This window comes from Dellaglioa algida, from assembly GCF_030127605.1.
Taxonomy (GTDB): domain Bacteria; phylum Bacillota; class Bacilli; order Lactobacillales; family Lactobacillaceae; genus Dellaglioa; species Dellaglioa algida.
The window spans coordinates 1-13,897 of record NZ_JANXLE010000003.1; the positions used below are offsets into that span (position 1 = coordinate 1).

Annotated in this window: 6 protein-coding genes, 1 tRNA gene and 1 riboswitch; all 7 genes read left to right on the forward strand. The window is 37.7% G+C overall.

From position 1 onward, the window contains the following. The first annotated feature begins 8 nt into the window (after nt 1-8). A tRNA-Pro gene (locus tag N0K73_RS03170) sits at nt 9-82 on the forward strand. Between the two features lie 128 nt (nt 83-210). Next, nucleotides 211-678, forward strand: a complete 468-nt coding sequence (locus N0K73_RS03175; RefSeq protein WP_112250656.1) for a CtsR family transcriptional regulator — start codon at nt 211-213, stop codon at nt 676-678. 14 nt (nt 679-692) lie between these two features. After that, entirely contained in the window at nt 693-3,173 is a 2,481-nt protein-coding gene (locus N0K73_RS03180; protein ID WP_112250654.1) for an ATP-dependent Clp protease ATP-binding subunit, read from the forward strand. 108 nt (nt 3,174-3,281) lie between these two features. Beyond that, nucleotides 3,282-4,628: a glutathione-disulfide reductase gene (gorA, locus tag N0K73_RS03185; RefSeq protein WP_112250652.1), complete on the forward strand. Its 1,347-nt coding sequence runs from the start codon at nt 3,282-3,284 to the stop codon at nt 4,626-4,628. Between the two features lie 265 nt (nt 4,629-4,893). Continuing rightward, nucleotides 4,894-8,484, forward strand: a complete 3,591-nt coding sequence (gene rpoB / locus N0K73_RS03190) for a DNA-directed RNA polymerase subunit beta (RefSeq protein WP_181647393.1) — start codon at nt 4,894-4,896, stop codon at nt 8,482-8,484. A 95-nt stretch (nt 8,485-8,579) separates the two neighbouring features. Next, complete coding sequence (gene rpoC, locus N0K73_RS03195) at nt 8,580-12,233, forward strand: DNA-directed RNA polymerase subunit beta' (RefSeq protein ID WP_057974649.1); 3,654 nt, start codon at nt 8,580-8,582, stop codon at nt 12,231-12,233. Nucleotides 12,234-12,377: 144 nt separating this feature from the next. After that, nucleotides 12,378-12,475, forward strand: a riboswitch (purine riboswitch). Nucleotides 12,476-12,539: 64 nt separating this feature from the next. Beyond that, nucleotides 12,540-13,865: a nucleobase:cation symporter-2 family protein gene (locus N0K73_RS03200; protein ID WP_112250650.1), complete on the forward strand. Its 1,326-nt coding sequence runs from the start codon at nt 12,540-12,542 to the stop codon at nt 13,863-13,865. Nucleotides 13,866-13,897 lie beyond the last annotated feature (32 nt).

Genomic DNA, 13,897 nt, shown 5'->3' on the forward strand with positions numbered 1-13,897 from the left:
TTTGTGTTCGGGAAATAGCTCAGCTTGGTAGAGCACCTGGTTTGGGACCAGGGGGTCGCAGGTTCGAATCCTGTTTTCCCGATTAATTAAAAAAGAACCTAAACGTAATGTTTAGGTTCTTTTTTTGTCTCAAGACAAATGACTTTCAATTTTGATATATATTTCGTATAATTAAAGTCAACATTAGTCAAACTATTTGAGGTGATGAATATGCAGGGTCAGAATATTTCTGATGTGATTGAAAAGTACTTCAAAAAATTTCTGTTGGATGAAAAAGCAATCGTTATTAAACGCTCTGAAGTTGCTGAATTATTTAATTGTGTACCATCGCAGATAAATTACGTAATAAATACTCGCTTCACTATCCAAAATGGATACGTGGTTGAGAGTAAACGTGGTGGCGGTGGGTATATAAAAATTGAAAAAGTAAACCTTTTTGCGGATCAAGAATTTATTCAAACACTAGAAAATTTAATTGGCACGGATGTGTCTCAGCAAGAAGGATACGATATTATACAAAGCTTATATGATGAAAAAACGTTAACGAAAAAAGAATCTAATTTAATTTTGGCCACGATAAAAAAAGATGCTTTTCTTGGGATGGATACCAACTTGGAAAACACGGTACGTGCTAAAATGTTAGTTAATTTAATTAATCGCTTACGATATGAAGAGTAGAAAGAGGTAATATTATGGATAATTTATTTACTCCGAGCGCAAAGGAAGTTCTTATCAGGGCTCAGGAAGCGGCCAAACATTATCGTCAACAAGCTGTCGGTACTGAACATTTACTTTTAGCCTTATCTGAAGTTCAAAATGGTGTTGCAGATAAAGTGTTAAAGCAGTTTGATGTTGATCCAGAAGATATAATGGAAGAGATTGAAAGATTTACCGGTTATGGTTCATTGAGATTAACCAAAAATGACACTTATTTACCATATTCACCAAAGGCAAAAATGATTTTATCAATTGCTAATGATGAGGCTAAAAATTTAAATGCAAGTAAAGTCGGTACGGAACATCTTCTGCTAGCACTTACAAGTAATAATGAGATATTGTCATCGAGAATTATGGGCAGTCTGAGTGCAGATATTAAACAGGTTCGTAAGATAATATTCCGTCAACTTGGCGTTAGTGAAGTTCAAATGAGACAGAAAAATCGTGGTAATAAAGATAATGCAGAGCAAGGTACGCCCACATTAGATGAATTAGCTCGTGATTTAACTAAAATGGCACGTGACAAACAGATTGATCCTGTGATTGGCCGAGATTCTGAAGTGAAAAGATTAACTCAAGTCCTAAGTCGCCGAACGAAGAATAACCCCGTATTAATTGGTGAACCTGGTGTTGGTAAAACGGCGATTGCCGAGGGATTCGCACAACGATTAGTTGACGAAAATGTTCCCGAAGATATGATTGGTAAACGATTAATGATGCTCGATATGGGTTCATTAGTTGCGGGCACAAAATATCGTGGTGAATTTGAAGATCGATTGAAAAAGATTTTGAAGGAAGTTTACACAACTAAAGATGTTATTTTATTTATTGATGAATTGCACACGTTAATTGGTGCCGGCGGTGCTGAAGGCGCTATTGATGCATCAAATATCTTGAAACCAGCTTTGGCTCGTGGTGAGGTCCAAGTTATTGGCGCAACCACTTTAGACGAATATCAAAAATATATTGAGTCTGATGCCGCTTTGGAACGTCGTTTTGCAACAATAACGATTAAAGAACCAACGGAAGCACAAACGGTTGATATTTTAAAGGGTCTTCGACCTAAGTACGAGGCGCATCATCATGTTCAAATTACTGATGACGCAATTGAAGCGGCTGTAGAATTGGGAAATAGATATATTACTGATCGTTTCTTACCAGATAAGGCCATTGATTTAATGGATGAGGCTGCTGCTCAAGTTCGTATTGAACGTCCAAGTACTAAATCAAAATTAAGTAAAAAACAAGATCAGCTTGATGAATTACGTCAACAAAAGGATGATGCGGTTAGTCAACAAGATTTTGAGTTGGCTGCGGGCATTCGAACAAAGGAAATGCGTGTTAAGAAACAGGTTGAAGATTTAGAAGCTGAAAAGGTTGCTGCTGTTGAATCTGAGACGGAACACTATGATATAAAAGTAACTAGTGAAGAAGTTGCAAGTATCGTTTCTGATTGGACGGGAGTCCCACTTCAACAACTAAATAAAAGTGAAAGTGATCGCTTACTTCACCTTGAGGACGTCCTGCATAAACGGGTTGTTGGTCAGAATGAGGCAGTTAGCTCAATTTCAAAAGCAATTCGACGTGCTAGAAGTGGTTTGAAAAATCCAATGAGACCAATTGGATCATTTATGTTCCTTGGCCCAACTGGTGTTGGTAAAACAGAATTAGCCAAGGCACTTGCTGAGGCAATGTTTGGTTCTGAAGAGGCAATGATTCGAGTTGACATGTCGGAATACATGGAAAAATATAGTACGAGTCGTTTGATTGGTTCGCCACCAGGATATGTTGGATATGACGAGGGTGGGCAATTAACTGAAAAAGTTCGTCAAACACCTTATTCTGTTGTCCTTTTAGATGAAGTTGAAAAAGCACATCCTGATGTTTTTAATATCTTACTTCAGGTCTTAGATGATGGGTACTTAACAGATTCTAAAGGTCGCAGAATTGATTTTAGAAATACGATTATTATTATGACATCTAACTTAGGTGCAACTGCCATTCGTGATGAAAAATTTGTTGGGTTTGGTATTGAATCTGAGAAAGATGAATATAAAGCAATGTCCGAAAAAATTCGTGCGGCTCTGAAAAAATCGTTCCGTCCTGAATTTTTGAATCGAATTGATGAATCAATTATTTTCCATTCATTAACTAAAGATGAACTACATGAAATTGTGAAGTTGATGACTAAGGAAGTTCTTGATCGTTTGAAGGAACAAGGCATTAAAGTAAAAATTTCATCTGCCGCAATTGATGTTATTGCTAAGGTTGGTTTTGATCCTGAGTATGGTGCTCGACCAATTCGTCGCGCATTACAAACAGAGGTTGAAGATCGATTAAGTGATATTCTTCTTTCGGGTCAGATAAAAAACAATGATAACGTGATGATTGGTGCAGTAAAAGGTGTCATTAAAGTAACCGTTAAGGAACCAAAAATTAAAGTAATAGCGAAATAAGTCTTAAAGGGTGTAACTATTTATGTGGTTGCGCCCTTTTTAGGCATTAAAATATGAGAATTTAGTAATTCAATCTATAATCAAGCTAGTAGAAAAGGAGGGTCACACATGGAAAAATTTGATTTTATTGCAATCGGTGGTGGATCTGCCGGTATTGCCGCAGCAAACCGTGCCGGATCTTTTGGCAAAAAAGTATTATTAATTGAAGGAAATGAAATTGGTGGGACCTGTGTCAATGTGGGATGTGTACCAAAAAAAATTATGTGGTCAGCGGCATCAATGGCTCAAGACTTTAATTTAGCTGCTGATTATGGATTCGATGTCCAGAAACCTCAGCTGGAATTTGCAAAATTAGTTGCTAATCGTTCCGCATATATTGATCGGTTGCACGGTTCTTATTTTAGAAATCTTGATAAGAATCATGTTCAAGTTATTAAGGGTTATGCAAAGTTTGTTGATAATCGTACGGTTGAGGTTAATGGCTCGCGGTACGAATCAGATCATATTTTAATCGCGGTTGGAGGTACACCAGATATTCCTGATATTTCTGGCGCGGAATATGGTATCGAATCAAATCAGTTTTTTAATGAGTTAAACGAGCTACCTACCAGTGTTGCAATTATCGGAAACGGTTATGTTGGTACTGAGCTTGCGGGTACTTTAAATGCGTTAGGGTCAAAAGTGCATATGTATGCGAAATATGATGCACTTTTACCTAAATTTGATGAATTAATTTCAACGAATGTGACGAAATCGTATGAAAAAAAAGGAATTGATATTAGTTTTAAATCAGAAATAGCTGAGATAAAGAAGACTAGTGACGGTAAACTTGAAGTAGTTGCCAATGATGGCACAATCATTGTAGACCGTGTTATCTGGGCTGTTGGACGTCATCCGGTGACTGATAAAATTAATATTTCGGCGACGGACGTTGTGTTAAATGATGATGGTACTATTATGGTCGATGACTATCAAAACACGTCTGTTGCTGGCGTTTACGCAACCGGTGATGTGATTGGTAAAATGGATCTAACACCCGTTGCGATTGCTGCCAGTCGCCGATTGATGGAACGCGTCTTTAACAACAAGCCAACTGAACATTTGGATTACCAACTTGTACCGTCGGTTGTTTTCTCTCACCCAGTTGCCGGAACCATTGGTCTAACTGAGGCGGAAGCAATACTGGAATATGGTGAAGATAATCTCAAAATATATCGATCGACATTTACACCGATGCGTTATAGTTTGGGTGATGTTAAAGAGACCGAGAATTTGAAATTAATTACATTCGGTGAGAACGAACGTATTATTGGCTTGCATGGTGTTGGCGAAGGTATGGACGAGATGTTACAAGGTTTTGCAGTTGCTATTAAGATGGGTGCAACTAAAAAAGATTTCGACGATACAGTTGCTATACATCCAACAAGCGCCGAAGAATTTGTGACAATGACATAGCGAACAGGAACTGTTGACATCTGATTCAAGAACGTATATGATAATTAAATGTATAATACTGTGAATTTTTATAGCTGATTACGATCTATTGTCCGTAAGAAGCCTTATAGAGAAACAAAAATGGTTATTGTTTAAAAAATAAATAAACTATTTTTGTTTTTTCTTTTGTCAAAAAAACCGATTTTTTCGTCTAGTATGCAATTTGTAATCAAATTGTAATATAAAATCATCGACTTTTGGCAGATTTACAGAATAAATTTGAGAGGTGACTAATTTGGCTGGACATTTAGTAAACTACGGTAAACACAGTACACGTAGAAGTTACGCACGTATCAAAGAAGTTTTAGATTTACCTAATTTAATCGAAATTCAAAGTGATTCTTACCAATGGTTCTTGGATGAAGGTCTTCGTGAAATGTTTGAAGATATCATGCCAATTGACGATTTTGCTGGTAACTTATCATTAGAATTTGTTGATTACCAATTATTAGAACCTAAATATACTGTAGATGAAGCACGCGCACATGATGCGAATTATTCTGCTCCACTACATGTAACATTACGTTTAACTAACCATGAAACTGGCGAAATTAAATCACAAGATGTTTTCTTTGGTGATTTCCCATTAATGACTGAACAAGGAACCTTTATTATTAATGGTGCCGAACGAGTTATCGTTTCTCAATTAGTTCGTTCACCAGGTGTCTACTATAATGGTTCATTAGATAAAAATGGCCGTGAAACATACGGCACAACAGTTATTCCTAACCGTGGTGCATGGTTAGAATATGAATCTGATGCTAAAAACATTTCGTATGTACGTATTGATCGTACACGTAAAATTCCATTAACTGAATTGGTCCGCGCTTTAGGATTTGGTTCTGATGATGAAATTATTGAAATGTTGGGAAACAACGATAGCTTAATGCTAACGCTTGAAAAAGATGTTCATAAAAATACAGATGATTCACGTGTTGAAGAATCTTTAAAAGATGTTTATGAACGACTACGTCCCGGCGAACCTAAAACGGCTGATAGCTCACGTAGTTTATTGACGGCTCGTTTCTTTGATCCAAAACGTTACGACTTGGCTCCAGTTGGTCGTTACAAAATCAATAAGAAATTAAGCTTGAAAACACGTTTATTGAATCAAACATTAGCTGAGACATTGGCTGATCCAGATACTGGTGAAGTGCTTGCACAAAAAGATACCGTAATTGATAAACAAGTTATGGAAACTTTAGCACCATACCTTGATCGTCAAGATTTCAAAACGGTGACTTACCATCCATCAGAAGATGGGGTTGTTACTGAACCAATGGTTCTTCAAATCGTTAAGGTTTACTCTCAAGTAGATCCAGAACGTGAAATGCCAATGATTGGTAACGGTAATATTGACTTACAATATAAACATATTGTACCTGCTGATATTATTGCTTCAATGAACTACTTCTTTAACTTGAAAGAAAACATCGGTTCCGTGGATGATATTGATCATTTAGGTAACCGTCGGATTCGTTCAGTTGGTGAATTACTACAAAATCAATTTAGAATTGGTTTATCACGAATGGAACGTGTCGTTCGTGAACGTATGTCAATTCAAGATACAACAACTGTGACGCCACAACAATTGATTAACATTCGTCCTGTTGTGGCTTCAATTAAAGAATTCTTTGGTTCATCTCAATTGTCACAATTCATGGATCAAACTAATCCACTTGGTGAATTGACGCATAAACGTCGTCTTTCTGCCTTAGGACCTGGTGGTTTGACTCGTGATCGTGCCGGATATGAAGTTCGTGATGTTCATTACACGCATTACGGTCGTATGTGTCCAATTGAAACGCCTGAAGGACCTAATATCGGTTTGATTAATAGTTTATCAAGCTACGCACGTGTTAACCGTTATGGTTTTATCGAAACACCATATCGTCGTGTGAGCTGGGAATCACATCAAGTAACTGAAAAAATCGATTACTTGACTGCTGACGAAGAAGATAACTATGTTATTGCACAGGCTAACTCACCATTAAATGAAGATGATTCATTCGTGAATGAACTTGTAATGGCTCGTAACCGTTCAGAAAATATCGAAATTGGTATTGATAAAGTCGATTACATGGATGTTTCACCTAAACAAGTTGTGGCTGTTGCTACAGCATGTATTCCTTTCTTGGAAAATGATGATTCTAACCGTGCCTTAATGGGTGCCAACATGCAACGTCAAGCTGTTCCTTTAATCAATCCTCATTCACCACTTGTTGGTACGGGTATTGAATATAAGGCAGCTCATGATTCTGGTGTGGCTTTAATTAACAAAAACGAAGGTACTGTTGAATATGTTGATGCGCGTGAAATTCGTGTTCGTCGTGAAGATGGTGCTTTAGATAAATACAAATTAATGAAATTCCATCGTTCAAATGGTGGTAAAAACTACAACCAACGTCCAATCGTTCGTGTGAATGACCATGTCGATGCTGATGAAATTTTAGCTGATGGTCCTTCAATGGAAAATGGGGAATTAGCTTTAGGCCAAAACCCATTAGTTGCCTTCATGACATGGAATGGTTATAACTTTGAAGATGCTGTTATTATCAATGAACGTCTTGTTCGTGATGATGTTTATACATCAATTCATATTGAAGAATTTGAATCAGAAGCACGCGATACGAAATTAGGACCTGAAGAAATTACTCGTGAAATTCCTAATGTTGGTGAAGATTCATTAAAAGATCTTGATGAATTTGGTATCGTTCGTATTGGTGCTGAAGTTAATGATGGTGATATCTTAGTCGGTAAAGTAACGCCTAAAGGGGTTACTGAATTATCTGCTGAAGAACGTTTATTACATGCTATCTTTGGAGAAAAAGCTCGTGAAGTACGCGATACTTCATTGAAAGTTCCTCATGGTGGTGGCGGTATTGTTCAAGATGTTAAAATCTTTACTCGTGAAGCAGGGGATGAATTAAGTCCTGGTGTTAACATGATGGTTCGTATCTACATCGCACAAAAACGTAAGTTACGTGTTGGTGATAAGATGGCTGGACGTCATGGTAACAAAGGGGTTGTTTCAATCGTTGTGCCTTCTGAAGATATGCCTTATATGCCAGATGGTACACCAGTTGATATTCTCTTGAATCCCATGGGTGTTCCTTCTCGTATGAATATTGGACAAGTATTAGATCTTCATTTAGGTATGGCTGCTCGTAAATTAGGTATCCACGTTGCAACACCTGTTTTTGATGGTGCTCGTGATTCAGATATCTGGAATGTCTTTAAAGAAGCTGGAATCTCAGAAGATGGTAAGACAATTTTATATGATGGACGTACTGGTGATGCATTTGATAACCGTGTCTCTGTAGGGGTTATGTACTACATGAAACTTGCTCACATGGTTGATGATAAAATCCATGCTCGTTCAATAGGACCATACTCATTAGTAACGCAACAACCTTTAGGTGGTAAAGCACAATTTGGTGGACAACGTTTTGGTGAAATGGAAGTTTGGGCACTTGAAGCTTATGGTGCCGCTTATACGTTACAAGAAATTTTAACGTATAAATCTGATGATGTTGTGGGTCGTGTGAAAACATACGAAGCAATTGTCAAAGGTGAACCAATTCCTAAACCAGGTGTTCCTGAATCATTCCGTGTTCTTGTTAAAGAATTACAGTCATTAGGATTAGATATGAAAGTACTTGATGCTAAGAAAGCTGAAATTGAATTACGTGACATGGATGATGACGATGATGATATCGTTAATGTAGATGCGTTAAGCAAATTAGCTAACGAACAAAAAGAGAAAAAAGCTAAAGAAGAAGCCGAAAAAATGGCTGCTGAAATGAACAAAGAATAATTTCGGCTTAGTTACTGAACTTGAATTTGTGTTGATGAAGCTAATTTCAGTTTAAGAAATTCAATACACTATAAAACTAAAGGGAGGTCGGTCCTTTGATCGATGTCAATAAATTTGATAGCATGCAAATTGGCTTAGCATCTTCTGATAAGATTAGAAGCTGGTCATACGGTGAAGTTAAAAAGCCTGAAACAATTAATTATCGTACATTAAAACCTGAAAAAGATGGATTATTCGATGAACGTATTTTCGGACCAACAAAAGATTGGGAATGTGCCTGTGGTAAATACAAACGTATTCGCTATAAAGGTATTGTCTGTGATCGTTGTGGGGTTGAAGTTACACGTTCTAAAGTACGTCGCGAACGTATGGGTCATATCGAACTAGCTGCACCAGTTACACATATCTGGTACTTTAAAGGAATTCCAAGTCGTATGGGTCTTGTCTTAGACATGAGCCCCCGTGCTTTGGAAGAAGTTATTTACTTTGCTTCTTACGTTGTTACTGAACCTGGTAACACACCTCTTGAAAAGAAACAGTTATTAACAGAACGTGAATATCGTGAAAAACGTGAAGAATACGGAACTGAATTCGAAGCTGGAATGGGTGCCGATGCTATTCGTCATTTATTACGCGATGTTAATCTTTCTGGTGAATCTGAAGAATTAAAAGAAGAATTGAAAGATGCTACTGGCCAAAAGAGAACGCGTGCCGTTCGTCGTTTGGATATTTTAGAAGCATTCTTACTTTCTCAAAATGAACCTTCATGGATGGTTATGGACGCTGTTCCTATCATTCCGCCTGATTTACGTCCAATGGTTCAATTAGAAGGTGGCCGTTTTGCCACTTCTGATTTGAATGATTTATACAGACGGGTTATTAACCGAAATAACCGACTAAAACGTTTATTAGATTTGAATGCTCCTGGTATTATTGTTCAAAATGAAAAACGTATGTTACAAGAAGCTGTTGATGCATTGATTGATAATGGTCGTCGTGGCCGTCCAGTTACTGGACCAGGTAACCGACCATTGAAATCTCTTTCACATATGTTGAAAGGTAAACAAGGACGTTTCCGTCAAAATTTACTTGGAAAACGTGTTGATTATTCAGGCCGTTCAGTTATTGCTGTTGGACCAACGTTACAAATGAATCAATGTGGTATTCCTCGTGAAATGGCTTTGGAATTATTCAAACCATTTATGATGAAAGAACTTGTTAAACGCGAAATGGCATCAAATATTAAAAATGCTAAACGTAAGCTTGATCGTCGCGATGAAGACATCTGGGATGTTTTAGAAGAAGTTATTGTTGAACATCCAGTTCTTCTTAACCGCGCACCAACACTTCATCGTCTTGGTATTCAAGCTTTCGAACCAATTTTAGTTGATGGTAAAGCAATTCGTCTTCATCCTTTGGCTTGTGAAGCTTACAATGCCGATTTTGATGGAGATCAAATGGCTATCCATGTACCTTTATCTGATGAAGCACAGGCAGAAGCTCGTTTGCTTATGTTAGCTGCTCATCATATCTTGGCACCTAAAGATGGTAAACCAGTTGTAACACCTTCTCAAGATATGGTTTTAGGTAACTACTACCTTACAATGGAAGAAGCTGGTCGCGAAGGCGAAGGCATGATCTTTAAAGATGCTAACGAAGCAGTGATGGCTTACCGTAATGGTTACGTTCATTTGCACACTCGTATTGGATTACAAACAGCAACACTTGCTGCTGAAGGTAAACCATTTACGGATTGGCAAAAAGAACGCATTATGATAACAACTGTTGGTAAAGCAATCTTTAATGAAATCTTACCTAAAGAATTTGCTTATATTAACGAACCTAAGAATGATAACTTAATTAACCAGACAGCCGATAAATATTTCGTTGAACCTGGCGATAATATTGGCGATATGATTAAAGCGCAAGAAATTATTTTACCTTTCAAAAAAGGCTTCTTGAGCGATATCATTTCTGAAGTTTATAAACGATTTAAAGTAACTGAAACTTCTAAGATGTTAGATCGTCTTAAAAACTTGGGTTACGATCAATCAACACATGCTGGTATCACAGTTGGTATTTCTGATGTAACTGACTTGAAGGAAAAACCTGCAATTATCGAAGAAGCTCATAAACAAGTTGCTTTGGTTGCAAAACAATTCCGTCGTGGTTTGATTACAGAAGATGAACGCTATGAACGCGTTATTGCTATCTGGACACAAGCAAAAGATGACATCCAACAAAAACTGATGGAAGCATTGGGCACACAAAATCCTATCCAAATGATGAGTGATTCTGGCGCCCGTGGTAATATCTCTAACTTTACTCAATTAGCTGGTATGCGTGGTTTGATGGCAGCTCCTAATGGTAAAACAATGGAATTACCTATTATTTCTAACTTCCGTGAAGGTTTGTCTGTGTTGGAAATGTTTATCTCAACTCATGGGGCTCGTAAAGGGATGACTGATACGGCCTTGAAGACTGCCGATTCTGGATACTTGACTCGTCGACTTGTTGATGTTGCTCAAGATGTTATTATTCGTGAAAAAGATTGTTTCACTGATCGTGGCTTAGATGTATCAGCCATCAAAGAAGGAAATGAAATGATCGAACCATTGTATGACCGTATTTTAGGTCGTTACGCAATGAAGACCGTTAAAGATCCTAAAACTGGTGATGTTATTGTCACTTCAAATGAAATGATCGAAGAAAGCAAAGCGCAAGCAATTATCGCTGCTGGAATCGAACAAGTAACAATCCGCTCAGCATTTACATGTAACACGAAGCATGGGGTTTGTGAACATTGTTATGGCCGTAATATGGCTACTGGCGACCAGGTTGAAGTTGGTGAAGCAGTTGGTACTGTTGCTGCTCAATCAATCGGTGAACCCGGAACTCAATTAACAATGCGTACTTTCCATACTGGTGGGGTTGCCGGAGATGATATTACACAAGGTTTACCTCGTGTTCAAGAAATCTTCGAAGCACGTAATCCTAAAGGTCGTGCCGAAATTACAGAAGTAACTGGTGTGATTGAAGCGATTGAAGAAAATCCTGCTGAACGTACTAAAGAAGTAACAGTTAAAGGTGAAACTGATACACGAACATATAGCTTGCCTTATACTGCTGTTCTTAAAGTTGCCGAAGGCGATAAGATTCATCGTGGTGAAGCACTTACAGTTGGTTCAATTGATCCTAAACAATTAATTCAAGTTCGTGATGTTCTTTCAACGGAGAACTACATTCTTCGTGAAGTTCAAAAAGTATATCGTATGCAAGGGGTAGAAATCTCTGATAAGCATGTGGAGGTTATGTCTCGTCAAATGTTACGTAAGGTTCGCGTTATGGATCCCGGTGACACAGACGTATTGCCAGGTACTTTGATGGATATCATGGATCTTAAAGAAGATAACTATAAGACATTGATTAAGGGTGGCATTCCGGCTACTTCACGTCCTGTCTTGCTTGGTATCACTAAAGCTTCTCTTGAAACAAACAGTTTCTTATCAGCTGCATCATTCCAAGAAACAACTCGTGTTCTTACGGATGCTGCTATTCGCGGTAAGAATGATCCATTAATTGGTCTTAAAGAAAATGTTATTATTGGTAAGATTATTCCTGCCGGTACTGGTATGCCAGATTACCGTCAAATCAAACCAAAAGAAACAGGTTCAATTTCGGCTAATGTTTATTCAATCTCAGACATTGAGAAACGAATGAAAGAAGAAGAAGCTGGCGTGAATGACTAACGTTAAAGCAAAAAAAGAACAATTCTTATTAATTTAAGGATTGTTCTTTTTTTTGTGCTTTATAAACGAACGATAGATGTAATAAGTAAAAAAACATCCGTGAACCATTGAATGAATAAATAGACTGTGTTAATATTGTCATACAATAAAAAAATACCAATCACCTATATAATGTCATGATATGGATGCTAGTCTCTACCCGGAGCCGTAAATTCCGGACTATATGTGAGTTAAATTAAGCGCGTATTAAGAGCGAAGTCCATAAAAACCTGACTTATTAGTGTGCAGGATAACGTGGAGGATTGAATGAAAAATAGCACGGAATTAGAAGATAGTAGTTTGGATGAATCTAACTTATCAAATTTTAAAGCATCAATATTAGGGTTGCAGCATTTATTAGCCATGTATTCGGGCGATATTTTAGTACCATTGTTAGTTGGAGCTGCACTTGGGTTTAGTACAAAACAAATTACTTATTTAGTTTCGATGGATATTTTTATGTGTGGGATTGCAACATTGCTGCAATTAAAACGCACACGTTTTACCGGGATTGGTTTACCAGTAGTGCTTGGGTGTGCAATTGAGTATGTAGCGCCATTATCAGCCGTAGGGAAACATTTTGGACTGGGAACAATGTACGGATCAATTATTGCCGCCGGGATTTTTATTTTCTTAATCGCAGGTTTTTTTGCGAATATTAGAAAGTTTTTCCCACCAGTAGTGACGGGTTCATTGATTACATTGATTGGGTTAACATTAATTCCGGTTGCCTTTACTAACATGGGTGGCGGGGATATTACGACTAAATCATTCGGAAGTATTCCTAATCTGATTGTTGCCGGTGTAACAGTCCTTGTTATTTTAGGGTTGAACATTTGGGGACGCGGCTTTATCCAACAAGTCGGAATCTTAATTGGTATCCTGGTAGGTGTTGTAGTCGCTTCGTTCATGGGTGAGGTATCATTAGAGCCTGTGAGTCAGGCAAGTTGGTTCCAACTTCCTCATGTCTTCATGTTTGCTGCTCCAAAATTTGAATGGTCATCAATTGTGACGATGATTCTAGCTGCTTTGACAACAATGATTGAGTCGACTGGTGTGTTCTTTGCATTAGGTGATATCGTTGGTCGTCCTATCAAAAAGGATGATTTGAAAAAAGGGTACCGTGCTGAGGGACTTGCAGCTATTCTGGGTGGTATTTTCAATACATTCCCTTATTCAACTTTTTCACAAAATGTTGGGATCGTTCAATTATCAGGAATTAAAACAAAAAAACCGGTATACTTTTCTGCCTTCTTTTTAATTGCATTGGGTCTACTTCCAAAAATTGGTGCAACGGCAACCGTCATTCCCGCATCTGTTCTAGGTGGCGCCATGTTGGTAATGTTCGGAATGGTTGGTGCGCAAGGAATTAAAATGTTGCGTGAAGTCGAAGGTAGTAATAGCAATTTATTAATTATTGGTATTTCAGTCAGTTTAGGTTTGGGCGTAACCGTTCAACCAGCGTTGTTACAAGCCTTACCTTTAACGATTCAAACTATTTTTGGCAACGGACTTGTTGTTGGTAGTTTGTCAGCCGTTATATTAAACGTTTTATTCAATTATGGTCATTTAAATGACGCAATCGAAGACTAAATTAAAGGCCGAGCATAGTTGCTCAGCCTTTT

What these genes read in the sequence shown, in the direction of transcription:
- N0K73_RS03175 (WP_112250656.1), top strand. Translation starts at nt 211, where the DNA reads ATGCAGGGTCAGAATATTTCTGATGTGATTGAAAAGTACTTCAAAAAA.
- gorA (WP_112250652.1), top strand. Translation starts at nt 3,282, where the DNA reads ATGGAAAAATTTGATTTTATTGCAATCGGTGGTGGATCTGCCGGTATT.
- N0K73_RS03200 (WP_112250650.1), top strand. Translation starts at nt 12,540, where the DNA reads ATGAAAAATAGCACGGAATTAGAAGATAGTAGTTTGGATGAATCTAAC.
- N0K73_RS03180 (WP_112250654.1), top strand. Translation starts at nt 693, where the DNA reads ATGGATAATTTATTTACTCCGAGCGCAAAGGAAGTTCTTATCAGGGCT.